The 20,960-nt window shown below is 34.3% G+C and carries 19 protein-coding genes and 1 pseudogene; 11 read left to right on the forward strand and 9 right to left on the reverse strand.

Annotated elements, in window-relative coordinates:
- Positions 1 to 132: 132 nt before the first annotated feature.
- From ACLHDG_RS02400 to ACLHDG_RS02415, 4 genes are all read right to left on the reverse strand, one after another.
- Positions 133 to 810, reverse strand: coding sequence for a hypothetical protein (locus ACLHDG_RS02400; RefSeq protein ID WP_415407397.1), 678 nt, complete (start codon positions 808 to 810; stop codon positions 133 to 135).
- A 16-nt stretch (positions 811 to 826) separates the two neighbouring features.
- A complete protein-coding gene (locus ACLHDG_RS02405) occupies positions 827 to 1,525 on the reverse strand; it encodes a methyltransferase family protein (RefSeq protein ID WP_415407398.1) in 699 nt (232 codons plus the stop codon).
- Entirely contained in the window at positions 1,515 to 2,321 is an 807-nt protein-coding gene (locus ACLHDG_RS02410; protein ID WP_415407399.1) for an MBL fold metallo-hydrolase, read from the reverse strand. Before ACLHDG_RS02410 ends, ACLHDG_RS02405 begins: the two co-directional genes overlap by 11 nt.
- 153 nt (positions 2,322 to 2,474) lie before the next feature.
- A complete protein-coding gene (locus ACLHDG_RS02415) occupies positions 2,475 to 4,496 on the reverse strand; it encodes an EAL domain-containing protein (protein WP_415407400.1) in 2,022 nt (673 codons plus the stop codon).
- 396 nt (positions 4,497 to 4,892) lie between these two features.
- On the opposite strand from ACLHDG_RS02415, the gene ACLHDG_RS02420 reads away from it, so the two are divergent.
- Both ACLHDG_RS02420 and ACLHDG_RS02425 read left to right on the forward strand, forming a co-directional pair.
- Entirely contained in the window at positions 4,893 to 5,282 is a 390-nt protein-coding gene (locus ACLHDG_RS02420) for a PA2779 family protein (protein ID WP_415407401.1), read from the forward strand.
- 1 nt (position 5,283) lies between these two features.
- Entirely contained in the window at positions 5,284 to 6,246 is a 963-nt protein-coding gene (locus ACLHDG_RS02425) for a PA2778 family cysteine peptidase (protein ID WP_415407402.1), read from the forward strand.
- Between the two features lie 332 nt (positions 6,247 to 6,578).
- On the opposite strand, the gene ACLHDG_RS02430 is transcribed toward ACLHDG_RS02425, so the two are convergent.
- From ACLHDG_RS02430 to ACLHDG_RS02445, 4 genes are all read right to left on the reverse strand, one after another.
- Positions 6,579 to 7,370 (reverse strand): RsiV family protein, encoded by a 792-nt coding sequence (locus ACLHDG_RS02430; protein ID WP_415407403.1) that lies wholly within the window; start codon positions 7,368 to 7,370, stop codon positions 6,579 to 6,581.
- A 49-nt stretch (positions 7,371 to 7,419) separates the two neighbouring features.
- Positions 7,420 to 7,770, reverse strand: coding sequence for a YkvA family protein (locus ACLHDG_RS02435; RefSeq protein ID WP_415407404.1), 351 nt, complete (start codon positions 7,768 to 7,770; stop codon positions 7,420 to 7,422).
- 1,080 nt (positions 7,771 to 8,850) lie between these two features.
- On the reverse strand, positions 8,851 to 10,677 hold the full coding sequence (locus tag ACLHDG_RS02440; protein WP_415407405.1) for a multiheme c-type cytochrome: 1,827 nt from the start codon (positions 10,675 to 10,677) through the stop codon (positions 8,851 to 8,853).
- 18 nt (positions 10,678 to 10,695) lie between these two features.
- On the reverse strand, positions 10,696 to 11,880 hold the full coding sequence (locus ACLHDG_RS02445; protein ID WP_415407406.1) for a cytochrome-c peroxidase: 1,185 nt from the start codon (positions 11,878 to 11,880) through the stop codon (positions 10,696 to 10,698).
- A 288-nt stretch (positions 11,881 to 12,168) separates the two neighbouring features.
- Here ACLHDG_RS02445 and ACLHDG_RS02450 point away from each other — a divergent pair, with 288 nt between their 5' ends.
- From ACLHDG_RS02450 to ACLHDG_RS02460, 3 genes are all read left to right on the forward strand, one after another.
- Complete coding sequence (locus tag ACLHDG_RS02450) at positions 12,169 to 12,411, forward strand: SHOCT domain-containing protein (RefSeq protein ID WP_415407407.1); 243 nt, start codon at positions 12,169 to 12,171, stop codon at positions 12,409 to 12,411.
- Positions 12,389 to 12,772: a DUF302 domain-containing protein gene (locus tag ACLHDG_RS02455; protein WP_415407408.1), complete on the forward strand. Its 384-nt coding sequence runs from the start codon at positions 12,389 to 12,391 to the stop codon at positions 12,770 to 12,772. Before ACLHDG_RS02450 ends, ACLHDG_RS02455 begins: the two co-directional genes overlap by 23 nt.
- 105 nt (positions 12,773 to 12,877) lie before the next feature.
- Positions 12,878 to 13,642 carry a DUF1104 domain-containing protein gene (locus ACLHDG_RS02460; RefSeq protein ID WP_415407409.1) on the forward strand — a complete coding sequence of 255 codons (765 nt, stop codon included), beginning with the start codon at positions 12,878 to 12,880 and terminating at the stop codon, positions 13,640 to 13,642.
- Between the two features lie 680 nt (positions 13,643 to 14,322).
- Here ACLHDG_RS02460 and ACLHDG_RS02465 read toward each other — a convergent pair.
- Positions 14,323 to 15,372: an acyltransferase family protein gene (locus ACLHDG_RS02465; protein ID WP_415407410.1), complete on the reverse strand. Its 1,050-nt coding sequence runs from the start codon at positions 15,370 to 15,372 to the stop codon at positions 14,323 to 14,325.
- A gap of 351 nt (positions 15,373 to 15,723) precedes the next feature.
- Here ACLHDG_RS02465 and ACLHDG_RS02470 point away from each other — a divergent pair, with 351 nt between their 5' ends.
- The 6 genes and pseudogenes from ACLHDG_RS02470 to ACLHDG_RS02495 all read left to right on the forward strand — a co-directional run.
- Positions 15,724 to 16,353, forward strand: coding sequence for a hypothetical protein (locus ACLHDG_RS02470; protein WP_415407411.1), 630 nt, complete (start codon positions 15,724 to 15,726; stop codon positions 16,351 to 16,353).
- 111 nt (positions 16,354 to 16,464) lie between these two features.
- Positions 16,465 to 17,709: a serine--tRNA ligase gene (gene serS / locus ACLHDG_RS02475; protein WP_415407412.1), complete on the forward strand. Its 1,245-nt coding sequence runs from the start codon at positions 16,465 to 16,467 to the stop codon at positions 17,707 to 17,709.
- 465 nt (positions 17,710 to 18,174) lie between these two features.
- Positions 18,175 to 18,702, forward strand: a complete 528-nt coding sequence (locus ACLHDG_RS02480; RefSeq protein WP_415407413.1) for an exonuclease domain-containing protein — start codon at positions 18,175 to 18,177, stop codon at positions 18,700 to 18,702.
- 338 nt (positions 18,703 to 19,040) lie between these two features.
- On the forward strand, positions 19,041 to 19,874 hold the full coding sequence (locus tag ACLHDG_RS02485; protein ID WP_415407414.1) for a DUF4405 domain-containing protein: 834 nt from the start codon (positions 19,041 to 19,043) through the stop codon (positions 19,872 to 19,874).
- Between the two features lie 21 nt (positions 19,875 to 19,895).
- Positions 19,896 to 20,252: an EF-hand domain-containing protein gene (locus ACLHDG_RS02490; protein ID WP_415407415.1), complete on the forward strand. Its 357-nt coding sequence runs from the start codon at positions 19,896 to 19,898 to the stop codon at positions 20,250 to 20,252.
- Positions 20,253 to 20,620: 368 nt separating this feature from the next.
- Positions 20,621 to 20,866 (forward strand): annotated as a pseudogene (locus ACLHDG_RS02495) (aminoacyl--tRNA ligase-related protein); the annotation flags it as partial.
- Between the last annotated feature and the right edge of the window lie 94 nt (positions 20,867 to 20,960).

Here is a 20,960-nt window from a genome sequence, read left to right on the forward strand (position 1 = left end):
ACGAAAGTAAGAGCCAAACATCTTATTTTCCATTAACTCAAAATATATAACATTATAAGGTTTTCATTTTTCAGGGAATAATGAATTATGTAAACTATGAATTCATGTAACGTTTAAAATGAACAATCAAAATCATAATTCCAAATTTTCAGCGAGTCTCCGTATGGTGCGAAGCATGCGTTGTTCCATCAGGAAGTCGATGGGTTCCTCGAGTGCGAGACCTAAGCGTTTTCCCAATGTTGGTACCCGAAGCTCTTCTATACAGCTTCGAAGGATTAGTCGGCATGATTTCTGATTAAGCGGCTCTATATAAATTGACCACGATCTACGAGGGTCGGGAGTGTTGGCTGTTGTGTTTCCTATTTGTCCAAAACAGATATAACGTGCTTCTAACAAAGCTCCTATCGGGATTGCAGGTGCATTAGGGTGCAATTTGATCTCTGTCCCAAGCTCAAGTAACTGGTAGTCAGGAAGTAAAACTACCACATTCTTTACTGGAATGCCAACCATACGTTCAAGAAGCTCATAAGAGTAAAAGCCAGCACGCTCTAACCCCAATTGCACGACCCATGACCAGACAATCTCTGCTGAAGCATCGACATCAATAGCACGTGTGAAGGTTTTTATTACAGATGGTGTGAGAACATCTCCTGGCCATAGTCTTGAGCATTCTAATGTAGTGGCTCCCCAGTTACCGAACCATCGTCTCGACAAAGGCCATGAAAGAAGGATTAACGGTAATAAGATGAGTCCCTCGACCCCTTCCCACACAAAACGGAATCTACTTCGATAAATAATGTCAGTTTTCACTAATTCTCCTTGAGACTCACCAGATTCCTGGAATTAGTCGGTAAATTGTTTGCTTAGCATACTCTGGATAGCCTACCAGTTCTGTGTGTAATGTACGATCTTCAAGGTAAGTTCGAACAATTAACAACACCATCAAAAATAATGAAATGAACAATGAGAACCGAGAACCAAGTGCAACGGGAACAGCGAACAGTAAAATGATTACTACAGTATACATGGGGTGACGAACCAGTGCGTAGGGCCCGGTAGTAATCACCTTATGACCACGCTCTTTATCAATTTTTACTACCTGCGATAGATAAGTGTTCTCGCGCATTATCCAGCCCAGAAGCACAAAGCAAGGTACATGTACAAGCATCGCAGTAACTCTTACCCATACAGGCAAGGGATCACTCCACTCATAACGCATAACATCAAAACCAGGAAGCAGATAAAGACCAATACCTGCAATAAAAAAAAGTAGCATCAAGACCTTATCCCAAACCTTTTGATCCTTGTGTAGTGGCACAAGCTTCAATCGTTCTGCGAGTAGCGCAGGATCATTACGTAATAAATAAATCATCATCACAAGTCCATAAATAGTCCAGAGTCCAATCACTACCCAAGCTTCCCACCACCGCCAGGTACCTGCTGGCCACATTAGTGCAAGGGCAAATAAAGTCATGCGTACAATAAAACTCAACCAGATTATGAAGGGATTTGGCTTATTCATCATTTTTCAAATCGACTGAATCACCCATTTTGAGTATTACACACTCGATACCCATTTTTTCAACTTCCTTTTTAAACATCATATCAGCAGCAGGATTGTATTTTTTAGTAAAAAATGCAGGGCAGTTATAATGACATGGAATGACCAACTTGGGTTTTATGATACTTATCGCCTGCAAAGCCTCTTGCTCATCCATGGTATTATGTATAATTTTTCCTCCGATAGGTATCATCAATACATCAGGTTCATGAATCTTCTGCCACTCTTTTTCATGCAAAAGAGTATCCCCAAGGTTAACAATTTTTTTCCCATTCAGCTCAATTTCAAAACCAATGGCTCCCCAACCGACTCTTTCTTGCGGGCCGGGATGCAGGGTTTTGGAAAAAGGACCGAATTTCAACGTAAGCGAACCATGTGTTGTTTTTATTCCGGTTATAGACACGCCATCAACCTCAATGATTTCATCAACTGCAAGGGTATGAAAATTATGAATTTCTGTTGTAAATGCCAGACCTTTATCACGTGGACCGAGCATCAGGTTTTTTCCATTTATATTTCTCACCATTGTTTTATTACAGATAATAGGTGCATTTGAAACTTCTGCAACTCTATCTACATGCCAATAATGATCAGGATCGCCATGGGTGACAAAAATGTGTGTGATACTTTTCCATTCAGATTTAGGGATTAACGTTGTGAATCTAAAAAAATAAAACATTAACCCTCCTGGGTCGATGGCGATTTTTTTATGACCTGATTCTATTATGAAAGCATTGTAGAGAAAGTGCGTGATTTTCATATTGTCTCCTTAATGAGTATAACTATTTTTAAAGGATCAAAGTGTTCTTCTATTTCTATATTTCACTATTTAGAGTATATCAAAAATGTCTGGTTTTGAATATACAAAGTAATAAACCAATAATATTAATGTCAGATTTCGGTTTTTACCTAATTAATCTTTGACTTTTAAAGAGGGTTTGGCAAATAGATAACCTTGGAACTCATCAACATCCAATTCTTTACAAGTATCAAAAACTTCATTTGAATGTACAAACTCTGCTATAACTTTTATATTCAAATTGTGTGCAAAGTTAACTAATGTTTTTACAATATTATAAGACTTACTATCTGTATCTATATTTTTTATTAATGAGCCATCTATTTTTATGTAGTCAGGCTCTAGCTTAAGTAGATGTGTGAAATTTGAGTATCCTGTACCAAAATCATCAATAGCAATCTTGGCACCCTGTTTTTTGATAAACCCTATAAACTCTTTTATCTCAGGTATATTATGAATATTTTCACTCTCTACTATTTCAAAAACTACCCGCTCTGGGTCTTTGAAACCTTCAAGATGATTTTTAATAAAGTTTTTTGTATCTTCATTTAGGATGTCTTCTGCTTCAATATTGATAGAGAAAGAGATATTTTTATGTTCAAACTCTTTAAAAGTTTGAAATATCATAGTTCTTGTAATGTGTTTATAGTATTTAGTCCTTTTGGCAATATCTAAAAAGGAATAAGGATGTATGAGCTCTTTATTATTTTTCATTCTAACCAAAGCTTCATACTTAATGATATTCCTATCTTTATCTACTATTACTTGGTAGCAAGGCACAAAATCATAATTTTTTATAGCATTCTTTATTTTAATAATCATATTAAGGTTTTCTTCTTGTTTGCTCTCTTCATCTATTTTTTTATTAAATACTACAAGGTCAACATGCTCTTTTTTTGCATTAGTAAGTGCTATATTGGCTTTTTCTAGTGCCTGTGAAGATTCAAAAGATAAACCCGCATGCAGTGATATATTTATCTCTATATCTTCTTCTCTAAAATATAAACTGTCGTGTTCAAGGTTATTAATTAACTGTTTTAGCGTTTCTTTAAACTTATGTTCACTCAGTATGGATAGGTTTAAAATGGCAATTTCATCTGCCCCTAAACGATATATTTTAAGATGAGAATCACTAAGATACATTTTTACTTTTTTACTTACCAATTGTAATACTTTGTTTCCTATTTCTACACCATAAAAGTCATTAATATCTTTAAAGGATGCAATATCTATAATCGCTACATGAAATTCTTTATTCTTTTTAATCTCTTCAAACAGTGCTTGTCTATTTGGCAAACCAGTTAATGCATCACTCAAAAACTGCATTTTAAGTTCTTCCGTTTTATCTTGTATCTGTTCTTCCATTGATGAATGAAGCATATCAAGCTCATTAGTCATTTTATTAAAAGCTGTTGATAAGTTACCTATCTCATCATTAGTACTAATATCTATAGTGTGTGTAAACTCTCCTTTTGAAAAAGCATTTGTAGCATTTGTTAGTTTTGTTATGGGAGTAACTATCTTTCGTATAACTACAAAAACGAAAATAAATGATAATAGTATAGCTAGGATCACACCTATAAAAATATTATTAAGAGCATCATTTTTCAGAAGTTGCATAGATTTTTTCAATATTTCATCCGATTCGTGAAGAGAGACTGCAGCACCAAGTGCAGCTATTGCTTTATTATGTTTATTGGTGATTGGATACGTTATGTCTATCCAATGCTCTCCATCTGAGCCTGTCTCATATAATACAGTTGTTTTATTTTGTAATATTGCATCAATATCTTCAGTATGTGATGGGGTTCCTATAATATCTCTATCTGTACTTACTACATGTGTATATTTTGCTGTTTTAGGATTGACTGTATGAAGCGTGAGTCTTTTTATATGAGGTAATCTATCTATACTAGATTCAAATAGACTTTGAATGAACTCTGTATTTTTTAAATTTTCTTCATCTATAATTATTGCATTTAGTATTTGAACAAAAGAGGTTATCTCTCTTTCTCTGTACACACTTAGATTCGTTGAGCTTTTGTTGACTGTATGCATTAAGATAAAGGTTGAAAAAGTACCTATAATTGAAATGATTAAAAAATATCCAAGAAGTAGTTTGTAAATTAATTTCATTGTGCCTGCCACTCTTTAGTTCTCTTCAGTATAGTAAAAAGATAAATGCATTTAAGATTTTTTTTAGTATTGTACCATTCAAAACAAAAAACTATATTTTTTAACAGTTTTTCTTAAAAAAGTCTTTTGTGCTTGATGTTTTGAAGTTAATAAAACTCCAATTTTTAGAGAAGTTCTTAAAACCTTATAAAGTTATATATTTTATAAGGTTTTGAAAATAAGATATATGGATAAGAAAAGCATCACTTTCGTTAATCTCATTCCATGTTGAAACAGTTGTACTCTCTGCACATAGTGCAAAATATTAAGGAGTATTTAACCGTAAGAGAATTAGAATCTATAATAGAGATACTCACTAGTAAAGAAGAGATCAAAAATTAATAAAAGAGGATTATCATGAACATTTCAAAACTTATTTTATCATTCATTTTAAGCATAACACTGCTTGCTCAGGCTTCATGGGCACAGATGGTTTCCACGGAAGCACTTTTTAAACGGTCGGTAATAATATCTTCAAAAGAGAAAGTCATTCAATTTACTGCTCGTGAAGATGTAGCGAAAATATTGGGACAGATGGATGTTGATCCAAAAATGATTGAAGCGAGAATTGCTTCGATGACGGATGAAGAGGTATCGGAAATTGCTTATCAGATCGAGACATTGCCAGCTGGTGGTAGTGCAGTCGGTTCGGTGGTAGGTGCCGCTGTTTTTGTTTTTATAGTCTTGTTGGTTACTGATATCCTTGGACTTACAAAAGTTTTTGATTTTACCCGCTCTGTCCGGTAACGTGGGAGTAAACTACTACCTCTCTTTACCATTGGCAGTATCTGTTTTGATCATACTGAGCGGTTGTACGCCAAAAGAGCCTTTGCCTTCAGGCAAGTATCATTCTTCATCAAATATCAAAGTCCCTTTTGTGTCTCCACGCTCTGATCTGTGTGGTGCAACATCCATCGAGATGATCTCCTCGTATTGGCAATCAACAACATCCTATGTTCCCCGTTTATCACGGCATGAACTGGATGGACGGACATTGATTCCTGCAAAAGGCGGTACGCTACAGGTAGAACTGGTGGCCACAGCACGGGCTAACGGTCTACTTGTTTACCCTTTGAATCCAACGCTTGATGCGCTTTTCTCCGAACTTAAAAAACAACATCCCGTCATCGTACTGGTCAACCGTGGCTACTCCTGGTATCCGCTCTGGCACTACGCACCTGTGACAGGATATGATAAGGAAAAGCAAACCATTTTGATGCATTTTTCCGATCGAGCGAATGAAGCATTGCCCATCGCAACATTTGCCGCATTGTGGAAACGAAGCGGTAATTGGGGAGTTATACTTCTGCCGCCAGGGCACCTACCGGTATCATCATCATCGAAAATGTTTCTGCGCGCTGCATATGAGCTTGAAAAAATAGGGTTGAGGGATAATGCCATCATCGCTTATCAAAGCGCTCTGCTGCGTTGGCCGGAAGATATTGACATCCTTTTTGCATTAGCTAATGCCTATTATCATTCACATCAGCTAACTGATGCAGAACAGAGCTATCGTAAGCTCTTATCTCTTGAGCCAGGGCATCCCCTAGCACTTAACAATCTAGCTGATCTTCTCTGCCGAACGGGCCGCTCAAATGATGCATTGAGACTACTTGGAGAGGCTGTGACGGATGACATTAAGATGCAATCCATTATAAAAGCTACACGAAAAGAGATCACTAACGGATGTACTCCTCTATCAAAAAGGTAATAGAATCAGTCTAGCTCAATATAATATTTTAGTTCAATTTTAACTAAAAATTTTAATCCTTGTTAGCCAAAAAACAAAAATTAAATTATTGTTAAGCTAGTGATTATTTTATAGGAAAATGATTTTCTATATAAATCTGAAAACCTTATAATCTAACATATTTTATAACGTTTATCGCTACAGCGATGTGTAGAGACCATTAATATGCAACCAAGAATATAAAACCTTATAAAATAGTCTATATAGGAGGTTTTATAATGAAAAGTATTAAAGAAAACATCAATGCCAATGAGTTCGATAAATTGATGATTTACACTAGAGGAAGAGAAGGTCTACGACTCCATGATCATTTGGTCTTTCGTACCGAAACATGTCTCATACATCTCTTTGGTCATATACTGTTTTAAAACCTCTTTAGGAACTACTATAGAAGGCAGACCTGATGAACCTGGTGTAATTTCATATTTACCGTACTGTATGAGCAAACCTTTATCAATGATTGCAAAGTAACCTTCTTTACGAAAATTAAACAACTGAGTACTTGCTTTAAAATAAGTAATAAAATCCTCATCAGCGATCTCTTTTACCACTCGATTCAAAACATACCTGTCAAACGCTTCACTTTTACCAAAGAAATCATTCCAATTTAGTTCCATCCCATATTCTCTATCGTAAATATAGTGAGATATATGCCCATTACCATGTGCAGCACCTGCACCGTATGAATACTGAAATACTTCTATGGTGACAATATCTTCATTGAGATACTCAAGCGTCTCACTATACTTATATTCACTGACATGCATATCTTGAATATTGCATTCAGTAAGATTTGTTTCTACAAGATGATCTGGATCTACACTTGAAATAGAAAGAGCCTCACTTAGAATATCTCCGAACATAAAGTTATTTTGTTTGAGCAGTTTTAGTCTTTGCCCAGGAGAAATATAGCTGTATTCTTCACAGGATTTGCCATACTCCTCTTTTGTATCTATGAAACGTAAAATCTTTTGAATAGGTACGTTAATGACTTTATCTTTTTCTATCATATTATTTGCATAGGTATTTATTCCCAACACAAAGGTATAAGCTACAAAAAGAAAAGAAAGTATTTTTTTTCCCAAAGATAATTCCTTTTTCATTTTATACTGCTGCTAAGTGTTACTATTGCCATTACACAAGACCTTTGAACTTTTTATATCTGGCTATTTCTTCTGTGAGTTGTTTAACAACAAACCCTAGCACAAAAGCATCATCTAGAAATCCTACTCCCAGTATGAAGTCAGGGATGATGTCTATAGGAAAAACCACATAAGCCAAAGCACCGGCGATCATAAGATACGTTTTTTTATCTACAGAATACTCTTTGTCAGTGATCATGTCAAAGAGGAGTTTGAAGTTATGATACCAGGAAGCATTGGTATGTTTTTTAGCAAACTCACCTGTCTCCTTTTCATCAAAATCTGATGAGAGTTTTTCGGAGAGTTTCAGTGCTTTTTCTTTTTGGGTTTCTGTGAACTTCATGTGCTTCCTTCATTTATTATTTAATACACTACAATATTGTAAGTATAGTCTGTGATGCTTTATCTAGTCATCGAGGTTCAACTCAATATCTTCCCCGTATTCCTTCTTGTTTCCTTAAAACCTTATAAAATATATAACTTTATAAGGTTTTCTCTTATAACTATTCTCCTAATATTTTTCAACAATATGATCCATTTGACGGGTTGAATGGGTTTTGAAACTAAGGTAAATTTTTTCAAACTTATTTCAGTATATAAATCGTTTTTGCAATTTTAATTGAGTGTAGATATATAGTGGTTTTTCACTTCAAAAAAATTTAAGCATTATTCAAAAAACTTTGAACTATAGTTTTGCGGAAGCAAACTTTTTTTGAGGCACGAAAATGACCCGAATTTGGCACAATGAACCCCTGAAACTCCCGCGTAAGTGCGGTTCTATAGAACTTTCCTTTCTTTCCAGCACCCTCATAAGCCGGAGGTCGAGGGTTCAAGTCCCTCTCTTACTACCACTTCTAATGATCAACATTCCCTTTATTTATTATCATCCTGATACTTTATTATCCAAATCTAAATTAATACAATTATACACTTTTTTCTATTTGCGTCTTACTGTTTGGCACAGTTTTGTCCCGAATAAATTGTTAGATCTTAATGTCTTTTGAAAAAACTGTAATATCTAAACGAAAAAGATCAGCATTAGAAAGTTTCTCGCAATGCAATTGGTAGCTATTTACAAGCCTAGAATGGACAAATAACGCTATTAAACTTCTAATTTGTATCCTATTCACTGTAATCTAAATTAGAGGGTAAAAATGGCTACTGATAGATTATAAAATTATCTATATGGACTATTTTATACTATAGCGATAACCCTTATAAAACATGTTAGATTATAAGGTTTTAAATCTACTAATCATTTTAGAGAGAAATATTTTTATCTTTTTAGTACCAAAAGTATTTAAATTATAATATTTTATGATTTAATGTGAAAAGGTGTATAGTGTTTTCTGAATAATATTGAATCATACCCAATAGCTATATCTACTATGGATACCTCTACGATCAGGAGACAAATACTTTTTTATTTTTTTGGAAACTTTTTTATTATTTTTTCCAATTCAACAACAGGTGGATTCGGAAGTTGTGGATACATTTTTTTGACAGCATCCGTTACCCATTGAGGATAAATTCTAAAATTTAGTTTTACAACTGCTGTTAGAGGATACTTTAATTTTTCACTCTCTTGTATATTGTAACTCTCTACTCTTCTCTTGCCTGCTGGAATTCTTGTATCACTTAAAAGTTTTTCATACTTCCAAAACAGTAGTCCTACAGGTTTCCCATCTTTATCACCAAACACTTTCATAAAAGGTCTTGCATCTTCACCTAAATTTCCATCATCTTTAAGTTTTCCGCTTTCAAATACAATATTTGAATCTCTGTCTTTTACTGTAATTTCAAGCCATAACTCTCTAAAATCTGCTACACCTGTTGGTAAATGATGTCCAGCTCCTACATTTTTAACTCCGACATGAATTTGAGCATTTTTAATCTCTACATCAAGCTCAGCTGAAGTTCTAAGCAGTTGTAGTATTTGATTTTCATGTTTTTTACTTTTAAGACCAGATAAAAAATGATTTGAGCCTGAAAAATAGTGAACTTTTATATCTTTTTTGATTTTTCCACCATCTGTTGACCTACCTTTGAGTGGAGAAAATTCACCCTCTTTTAAATATGTCATATGACAATCTATACAAGTTTTATGCTCTTTGGGATTGTTTGGATTATTGAATGATGATTTTTCCCATTCTTTAAAAGTTGATACTATCTTTGCTCCTGTTGTAGGGGAAGTTTCATCGTGACAAGAGGCACAGTAGCTACTTTTTTTATAGAGTGGATTTGAATAACTTTTTTTATGGATATTTGGTTTGGAATTGATAAATTTTTCACTTAACCATTGAGTTAAATTTGATTTGCTATCTTCAAAAGCATATTTTTTACGATTTGTTAAATCTAAAGTATACGATCCGTTTCCTTTGCTTTTAGCATCTGTTATTCTATGGCAAGCTATACAGGAGATACCCTCTTCAAGTCTTGAATTACCATAAGTTTTTAACTCATCTACTAGCGTTTTTGCTCCTCTTTCAAAAATCTCGTTAGCTAAAAAATTACCATCCATAGCATGACCTGTCTTTTCAAGCCCTGTTGTAAGTGCACTTGGATTATGACACCCCATACACCATTTCCTAAATTCTTCCCCCTCAACTTCAGCCGCAATGCCTTCCATAACCATATAATAAGGATTTGATGCTACTAAATTTTTATGATTTGAATCTGCCCATTGATCGAAAATATCGCTATGACATGTTTTGCATTTGGCCGAATTTGTCCACTCTTCATTATGATATTTACTTACATTATTTTCAAGTTTCATCAAGGTCAACTTACCAACATCACTATAAGACACAGTAGGGTAAAGAGTACTTAAAATAGACGCAAATATGATCACAGGCATATTGGGGCTTGTATTTTGTTTTTTTACATGATATAGGAAAAAGAATATTAGGAAAAATGAGCCATATAGATGGATATTAAAAGAATAAATCCCTAATGCATCTCCACCTCGATTGCCAACTAAAAATAGATAAAAACCACTAATGGTGCTTAATAAAAGAGTAAACCCCAGCAACCAACCACTTATACTGTTTATTTTTTCAATAACCAAGTATTTATATGTATGTTTATTTACAAACGGAATAATTAAAAAAATAGATACTACAACAGAGCCTATTATATGAATAGCCTGTATAGTTGCAAAATATTCCCATTTTATATCAAATATACTCCATTGCAATAGTCCTGTTGCAAACATTAAAATTATAAATATTTTTATATACATTGTTTTCATAAATACTCCTTTTTAATTCTATTTGTCGGTAGAGTAATCAACAATATCACCCTCAAGTGTTTTTAAAAATGCTACTATCTCATCTATTTGGGTATCTGTAAGATTAAGACCGGCCTGATGTTTGGCCATAATATCTACAGCCTCTCTTATTTTTGCTACAGCACCATTATGAAAGTATGGTGAAGTCTTGGTAACATTTCTTAAAATCGGAACCCTGAAATTTTGAGTATTTTCCTGACCAAAAAATCCACCAATATTTTCAAAGGGAAAGCTTTTGTCAGTTAGTATAAAAGGAAAATTAAGACCTAAATTATCAATACTGATAAAATCTTTTAATGGAAATTTTTTAATAACCTGACCTCCAACACTCATGCCGGTATGACACCCTTTGCATCCAAAATTTATAAAATTTGCCAGACCTCTTTTCGCCTCATCATTAATTGCATCATTGTCTCCCTCTAAAAATCTATCATAACTACCTCTTGTTAGAAGTGTACGGACATAAGTACCGATTGCTTTTTGTGTATTTTTGAAACTAACTGCTTCTTTGCCACTTTCAAGTTCATCTTTAAAGGCATCATTAAATTTTGTTACATAGTTGTGATTCTCTTTTAATCTTTGTTCTACGTCTTTTGGTGTCATATTCATCTCGAAAGAAGCTTGTATTGAAATACCTACTTCTTCTTCTACACTTTTGACCTCTCCGTCCCAAGTTAAGAATTTTGCTAAAGATGAATTTAAAATTGTCGGTGTATTTAGATGAAACGGATTTTCTCTGCCATTATGTCCAACCGCAGTTGAAAGCCTATCTGTGCCACTTTGATCACCTAAGTGACAAGCAACACAATTTGTTCTATCATTATCGGATAAAAGAGTGTCAAGAAGTACATTTTTATCGTTTTTTTTGAACATATGACAGGTTACACAACTGATATCTTTATTTCTTGAAAGAATAGAGTCAAAATAAAGCTCTTTTCCTAATGCAATTTTTTTTACACTCATTGGGTTTTGTGGATTATTTACAACTTTTAAAAGTTCCTCATAAGTTTTAGGAACCGGCAACATTCCTCGCCTTAATGCTACTTCTCTTAACTCCTCATCACTATATATTTTAAACTTTCTATCTTGCAAAAGATATGGCAATGATAAAAGAATAACAACTACAAGAAAAGCTACCACAATTGGTTGATTAAATGTTTTCATCTTTTATCCTTCATATCATTTCAAAATCAATATTAATTAAATTATATAAGGAGTCTGTGGAATATATATGTAGTAAATTTTCTCCAAACTGTTAGATCATAAGATTTCAGGAGTTATATGCAAAATCATTTTTCTATAGAATAATCATTAAGTCTAAATAATTTATCTAAGATATCTAATTACTTTTTTAATTCATTAAATCTTTATTCCACACATAGTGCACATATATCTATTATATTAAGAGCATAATGGATGAGAGATTCATTACCTTATTAAAAGGAGATGTTCATGCATAATTATGATTTACATGGATTTGGAATGGGATTTGGTTTTTGGTTAATTATACTTTTAGTGTTATTTTTTATTTTCTATCAATTAAAAGAAAAAAATAATAAAAAAAGATCTTCTGCCAAAGAAATACTGGATAAGCGTTATGCAAAGGGAGAGCTCGATACTGATGAGTATCATGAACGTTTAAACGAAATTCTATCAACACAAAGGAGTGATGATGATTTATTCTCAAAAGACTAATAGCAGTATTTTAAGCGTAAAAGAGGAAATAACCGCTAAAGCCAAAGAACAAGGATTTGGCATACTTAAAGAGTATAGTTTCAAATCATTGCTTAAAGAAAAAGGCTTTCCTATAGAAAGAGACATTACTGTATATGAACTCTGTGATCCAGCTTCGGCACAAGCTGCACTCAGTATGCATCCAGAATTTTCTGTATATCTTCCATGTCGTCTCTCTTTGTATGAAGATAACGGTAAAACAGTGCTTAGTACGATTGGTATTGAAGACATACTCAGTGCAGTAGAAGCTGATGCCTCTTTTAAAGCATTTATGCATGTGATCTTTGGCAGACTCAAAGCATTGATAAATAATTGGGCATAAAAATCATATAACAGGAGGTTTAAATATTATTACTATGACTAAGAATGTGTTGACAGGTTTAAACCTGCCTAAAAATGATATGAATTTACAAAAAAGGAAAAGATGATGAAATATCTATTAATAATAACAGCAATGGCTGCTTCACTTTGCGCAGAAAGTTTTGAGCATATGAGTATGGAAGATATGATGGGCATGCGTGGAAATGTACCTACTGAACAACGAGCAGACTTTAGAAAAGAAATGCAAAAACGGATGCAATCCATGACGACTAAAGAGCAACAAAAATATTTTAAAAAAACTAATAAGAAAATGAATAATTGCTGTCAATGTGGAAATTATGGCATGATGCATGGTCAAAATATGATGTACAACCTTGGACTGATGCATGGTCAAAATATGATGATGTACAACCTTGGACTGATGCATGGTCAAAACATGATGTACAACCGTGGCATGATGCATGGTCAAGGCATGATGCACAATCGTGGTATGATGGGTGATCAAGGTATGATGAACAACCCTGGAATGATGAGTGATCAAAGCATGGGAAAAGGTATGAATTCTCAAAGAGGTCAAGGTATGGGTAGAAATAAAGGTAAGGGCATACAAAATAGACCTACATTTACCACCTATGATCTTAACAATGATGGTAAAATTACTCAAAAAGAGTTCTATGATGGACAAGCAAAACGCATGACACAAAAAGCCGATGAAGGCAAAATGATGAGAAATGTGGGGAACGCACCAACATTTGAAAGCATAGATACCAACAGCGATGGTGTAGTGACACCGACAGAATTTAATACACACCAAACCAACCGCATGAATAGTAATATGCGTGGCAAAGGACAAGGCAGAGGAGCAAATTAAGTATGTTATGTGGTTTCGTCAGTGTTTAATAATTTTATCGTATCTTAATGTAGAGTGTCTTTTGGCATTCTACTGAAAGAGGTAAAATAACTCATGCTAAAATAGACTTATATATTAATAGTAAGGAGACAAGTTATGAAAAACTTGTTTTTAATGCTATTTTTATCTTTGTACCACTGCACATTATCGGTGTTTTTGTTGCAGAGAATCAGGATGAGAAAGGTATTATCTCAGATATGGTGAATGGTGGATGATTATTTGACGAGCAATAAAAAAAGAATAATTTAGACTTTCAAATTAAACATTAGGTCTAAAAATATTTATCAAAACCTTATAAAATATATAACTTTATAAGGTTTTCACTAACAAATATTTTTTCAATCTTTTCAGTTATATGACCCATTTTTTGACCCAACACATTCCCAAAATAGCACAAAGCCTCTCTCTGTAGGGCTTTGTGATTATCTATCCAACAACTCATATAGCCGGAGGTCTAGGGTTCAAGTCCCTCTCTTACTACCACTTTTAATCTTCAGTAAACTGTACTTCACAGAGATTTATTACTACAAATAACTAATTACTATCTGTATTTTTATATTGTTTCACATTTTCTCATGGTCATATTGATTTGTTTCTGGATAACAAACGATTAGTATGTCAAGAGATAGAAGCCAAAGCTTTTAAAGTTTTGTAGACATCCATCTGGGCGGTTGTAGTAAAAAATGCAAATGAAACCTATTGATCATATAAAGTACAGCCAGTGGAAGCAATAGTCCTGCAAGCATTCCTATTAGTAGGTGTAAGTAAAATTCCTGGATACCAAAAAACTTTTGTAAGACAATCCGTATACCACTAGCAAACAGGATATGCATGATAAAAATTTCCATCGAATAACGTCCAAATACTTTCATACTTCTTTCCAGTAGATTATAGCGGTGCATGGATATTGTTATGATCATTCCAATCCCAGTTAATGCAGCGGCCAGAACAAAAAGCAAAGATGCCTCGGAAAGCGGGATATGTATCCATATGAATTCGCTATAGATCAATGCTACAAAAAAAGTTACAGAGAGTATGACCGTTGTTGTACCTGGTCTGAATGACTTGACAACATACGCCCAGACAATTCCGGTATTGAAATAGATCAGATTCCGGGTGACATTGTCTACGATAGCCATATTGGCAAATAATTGATCCTGAAAGATAAACAGACAAACAGTAACCAATGTAGCTATCCAAACTGCCCACTGCTTAAGAATGGTAAATAGCAGTGCATTGAAAACAAACATCAAAAAGAGTGCATGCAGAAACCAGAACTGAGACTTTGGATAAAGGAACATTGTTAGGAGATGGCTAAAGCTTTCATCATTATTGGTATAGTTTGCCAGGGATGCTTCTATAATGATCTGTATAGCGGACCAGATTACAAATGGATAGATAATGGTCGCTGTTTTGTTACCAATGAGTAACAACGCCCCGCGTTTAGTATAACTGTGTAGAAAAAAGAGCCCGGAAAGGAAAAAGAAGAGTGGCATATGAAAACTATAAATAATATCAAAGATGATCAAGTACATTTTCTTGTCATAAATCAACCCTGCCCCATTCAGTCCAACAAGTACATGCCCCAATACTACCAGTACAATACCAATACCTTTGGCTGTATTAACCCAGGTCAAATGATCTGTCATCTCTACGGCTTTTGTTTTAGTTGTTTTAATATCTTCTCCCATACTTTGTTTTCTCTAATTTATATTATAACAAATAGATGTTTATAACAATAAAATATTGAATTACAAGTAAAATTTTCAGTATGTAATAATCCTAAATATACCTAATAAGTTTATAGTGGCTCTTTGATATGATTCGTTATATAATAATCACTATATGAATAAGATACCGAAGAGTATATTTGAAAATAAATACTTCAGAAAATAACTAATCGCTCAATTAGGTTTAGCTATTTACAATAAATCTACCTAATATTTTTAAATATTTAATCTTAAAAAATATAAAAATATGATATTCTTTGGGTATACGCATTTTAAATGCATATTTTTAAAACAAGGACAAGGAGTTTTATTATGGTAAAAAAAATAGCAACGGGTATCTTAGCAGTAGCCCTGACAGGTTCTCTCTATGCAGAAAATTATTCTGTAGGTCAAACGTTTATTGGAGTTGAATTAGGCAGCACTGAATTAGACAGTAGTGCACGGCTTTATTCTGATGGTTATCCCGCTATTGAGTTTGGGGAGAAAAGTGATTCCAATATAGAATACGGTTTCCGTCTCGGTGCACAAAATGACGAGTGGAGAACGACTGTACTTTATACATACTATAATAATGAAGATTCTGGATATGAGGATACTATGCATAAAGGGTCACTGAATCTTGATTATTTTATCTGGTCTACAGATGCCGGTGGAATGAAGTTAAAGCCCTTCATCGGTGGGCATGTTGGATATATGAGCTATGAATTAAATGCTGATACTCCTGAGAATTTAAGTGTGATACTTTCTGATGAATCTGGTGTCTTTTATGGTGGGCAGGTAGGTGTGGCTCTTGCTGTAGCAGAAATGGTAGAAATTGATCTAGCTTATAGATACTCATTTGCAAACTTGGAAGATATGGTAGCAGAAGGGATTGATTGGCATGCAGAAACCAGTTTGGATAATACGGGCAGTATTGTTTTTGGTCTTAACTACTTTTTCTAATCAAATATTTACTTTTACACTCTTCTGATTAAGAGCTTCTGCTCTTAATCAGATTCTTTTTGAATTTATCCTATAATTCCCTTATAAATTTTACTAAGTTAGGTTAACTCTATGATAGATCTTAAATATCTCCAAAATAATTTCACTGAAGCAAGCATCAAACTACAAAAAAAAGGTGTAGATACTACTACGCTTGAAAATCTCCAAACACTTTTCGCATCTCTAAAAGAAGCCAATGCAACACTGGAAGCTTCAAAAGCAGAACAGAACAGTATGTCTAAACTGTTTGGGCAGTATATGCGTGAGGGTAAAGACACTACTGAGCTGAAAGCAAAAGTGGATGCAAATAAAGAAGCGATGGTTCCTCTTCAGGAAAAAGCCAGAGAGGCTGAAGAGGCACTTTATAATGTGGCACTTGCTATGCCTAACTTTCCGGATGATTCAGTACCCGAAGGTGAAGATGAAGATGATAACGTTGAGCTTCGTAAAGTCTTGGAGCCTAGAAGTTTTGACTTTGAGCCTAAAGAGCATTGGGACTTGGCAGAGAAAAACGGATGGATAGATTTTGAACGTGGTGTAAAACTTGCTAAGAGTCGTTTCTCTGTGCTTCGTGGTGAAGCTGCAAGGCTGGAAAGAGCGCTTATAAACTTCTTCCTTGATACAAATGCTACCAAAGGCTTTGAAGAGCTCTGTGTGCCGTTTATGAATAACTCTGCAATGCTTCAGGGAACAGGACAACTGCCTAAGTTTGAAGATGACCTTTTTAAGATAGACGGAGAAGATCTCTATCTTATCCCTACAGCAGAAGTACCATTAACCAATATGTATAATGATGAAATACTGGCTGAAAAAGAACTTCCTGTACTTATGACAGGCTACACACCATGTTTTAGAAAAGAAGCAGGGAGTGCAGGACGTGACACACGCGGGATGATACGTCAACATCAGTTTGATAAGGTAGAGATGGTTGCTATCGCTCATCCGGATAAAAGTGCTGAAGTATTTGAAATGATGGTACATAATGCATCAGATATACTTACGGCACTTGGGTTACCGCACAGAGTCGTAGAACTTTGTGGAGGTGACTTAGGTTTTTCAGCAGCAAGCACGATAGACTTGGAAGTATGGCTTCCAGGGCAAAATAAATACCGTGAGATCTCTTCTATCTCTAACACTCGAGACTTCCAGGCGAGACGTGCGAAGATCCGTTTTAAAGATGGGAAGAAAAATAGATTTGTTCATACATTAAATGGCTCATCTCTTGCAGTAGGTAGAACTATTGTTGCTATTATGGAAAATTATCAGAATGAAGATGGAACGATAGAGATACCTGAAGTATTGAAGAAGTATATGTAGATTATACTCGTCATTAGAAACTTGTTTTTGTATGTAATTTTATTAAATACTTGTAAATAGGCAGATTGAACTGCCTATTCACTGCCACACTTATTGAACTCTTTGATATCTTCGTTTCCTCTAGTATAAGCCATCAACTTTTTATATTCTTTCTCTGTTATGCTCTTTTTGATTCTCTGTATCTTCATTTTCTCTCCATTTACTATAGTTTCTTCTGATATAGAATATTTTATAGTAACCAATCTGACATACTGATACCAAAGAGGGAGTAAAGTGCGCTATAGCTTCAATGACTAGGTTTTATATGAATTTATAGTAATTGGATTTTAAAAATATGATTAGTTAAATACAATCTAGATATGATATCACTATGAAAATTATATCCCTTACTATCTCTCTATCATTTATTACTATAAACCTATTTGCAGATAAAAATTGCTCTGTACTTAAAAATATGGATAACAAGTGATAATTTTAGACTTTGAAACAAACTCAGCAAATATACATGATGTTATAGAAGTAGCAGCTTTTCGTGTTGAGCAAGTAAATAATGAATATAAAGTTCTAGATACTTTTCATCGTTATTATTTCTCGGAATATGAAGTAAACCCTCATGCTCTAGCAGTACATAAACTATCTCCTGATAGACTTGAGAGATTAAGAAAAAGCGTAACCTATGAAGAGTACTTTGAAGATGATACGGACTTTGTAGAGTTTTGTAAAAATACTAAAACATTAGTAGCTCATAACATATCATTTGAATTAAGACATATTGGAGAGTTGCTCTCATTTGAAAATCATTTCTGTACTATGAAAGAGAATAAAAAAATTGTTAAAGCAATCAATACTAGGGGTAATATAAAAAACCCAAAACTTATTGAGACTTGTAAATATTACAATATAGAATTTGATGATGAACAGTATCATAGTGCTATTTATGATGTTACTAAGACCTTGGAAATTTTAAATAAAATGGAGTGTAAAATTATTTAGCTTAACTGTGTATCCAAAAGTACACTTAGTGAGACCTATTACCTGTTTGTTAAAAAAGGTAGGAAAATGGCTATGGGAGAAAACCTTATAAACTTATATATTCTATAAGGTTTTGAAAATAAGGTGTTTAGTTCTTAATTCGTTTTTAATAATGATAATCTTCACCTTGATTCAGGCTTTAAAATTTCATTACATCCAAATATACTATTTTTTTTATAATATTGCACTGAATCAAATTCCTTGCATAGAGCTTAATTTATGCTTAACATTATTTTAATAAACTATTTACTACAATTTATTAGTTGTATTTTCAAATATGACTTGATAGGAGGAAATAGATGAATGAAGAGATAGTGATGAAGAAAATAATCTCGCTAACACTTGCCTTCTCCTTTTTAGTGATGAGTATCACGGGAATGATGCTTTATATCGTACCCAAAGGGAAAGTTGCGTATTGGGCAAATTGGGAGATGTTTGGACTTACAAAGAGTCAGTACGGCGGTATCCACATCACCTCGATGATCCTTTTCCTGGTGGTGACTATCTGGCATATCTATTACAATTGGAAACCGTTGATGAACTACCTCAAAAACAGCACAAAACAGATTACTCTCTTTAAAAAAGAGCTTTTGATCGCATTGGCACTCAATTTCCTTTTTGTTGGAGGTACACTGATGGGAATACAGCCCTTTCAGAGTGTCCTGGATATCAATGAAGGCATAAAAACATATTGGGAAGAACAGTATGGTTCACCCCCTTATGGTCATGCCGAAGAGTCCTCATTACAATCCTTCTCCCGGCGTATCGGTGCTAATGTTCAAGAAGCAATAGTACTGTTGAAAGCAAAAGGCATTGTAGTAGAAAATAAGAGCCAAACACTGCTGCAGATAGCACAAAAAAATAACATTTCGCCTAAAGTCATCTATGATACTATCAAGCCCAAAAGTGGCAAGCTTGCAGGCGAAACAACGGCTGATGCAAAGGTGAGTTTCCTGGGGCGCAGAACGCTTGAAGAGTTGGCAGGTATGCATAAAATCAACTTGGAAAAATCACTGCTCTTCTTGCAGGAAAAAGGGTTTGATGCAACACCGCAGAGTCAAATGAGAGAAGCCGCAAATGCTCTGGGTATAACACCCTATGAATTGTTTGACAAGCTAAAAACATTACAATAAAATGACAATAAGGAGTCAATTATGAATACACTATTGAAAAAAACTACATTTGCAGCAGTGGTTGCTGCATTGTTTGGAGCTGCACCATTAATGCTTCAGGCTGAGACCATTCCGGATCGTGGACCGGTTCCGTTTTCAACGTATGATCAAAACGGTGATGGCACTATCAGTGAAAAAGAGTTTTATGATATACGTGAGAAGCGTATGAAAGCACGTGCAGAGTCGGGTCGTATGATGCGTAAAGCAGCCGATGCTCCCGAGTTTAGCGAGTTTGACGCCAATAAGGATGGTAAAATAACACCTGAGGAACTGCAAGCCGGTCAAAATGCCAGAATGCAGCAAAGAGGCGGACAAGGGATGGGTAGAGGAGCTAAATAGGTATGTTGGCGTAGTTTTTCTGATACATGCCGTTGGATCAGTGATTAGGGATGCCGTATAGCATCTCTACTTTTTATCTAAAAAATATGGTTAATATAATGATGATAATTTTATAGGAAAATGATTTTACATACAATTCTAAAAACCTTATAAAATAGTCTATATAGAAGGTTTTATAAGGGAAGTAACCTTCTTCTTTGAAGGCATAAAAAGGTTTTTAATACACATCCTTTAACGTATTTACATCATTAAAAAGCCATTCGAATTACTAACTTAACTGCCTATTCAATGCCAAAACCAAAATAATAAAATTTCAAATATAAGTCAAAGCATTGTATACAAACACTTAAAGCAGGTTTATAGAATGTATATCCACTGGCGTGTGGCTTCCAGGACAAAACAAATACCGTGAGATCTCTTCTATCTCTAACACTCGAGACTTCCAGGCGAGACGTGCGAAGATACGTTTTAAAGATGGGAAGAAAAATAGATTTGTGCATACATTAAATGGCTCATCTCTTGCAGTAGGTAGAACTATTGTTGCTATTATGGAAAATTATCAGAATGAAGATGGGAGTATTGAGATTCCTGAAGTTTTGAAGAAGTATATGTAATTTTTTAAATTACCTTTTCTTTGACTTGTGGCGTTGTTTCTCTCTTCATTTTTTTTAGAAAAAAACGAAGCAAAAAAATCGTCTCTACTCTCAA

It is taken from the genome of Sulfurovum iocasae (assembly GCF_047716765.1).
GTDB lineage: Bacteria > Campylobacterota > Campylobacteria > Campylobacterales > Sulfurovaceae > Sulfurovum.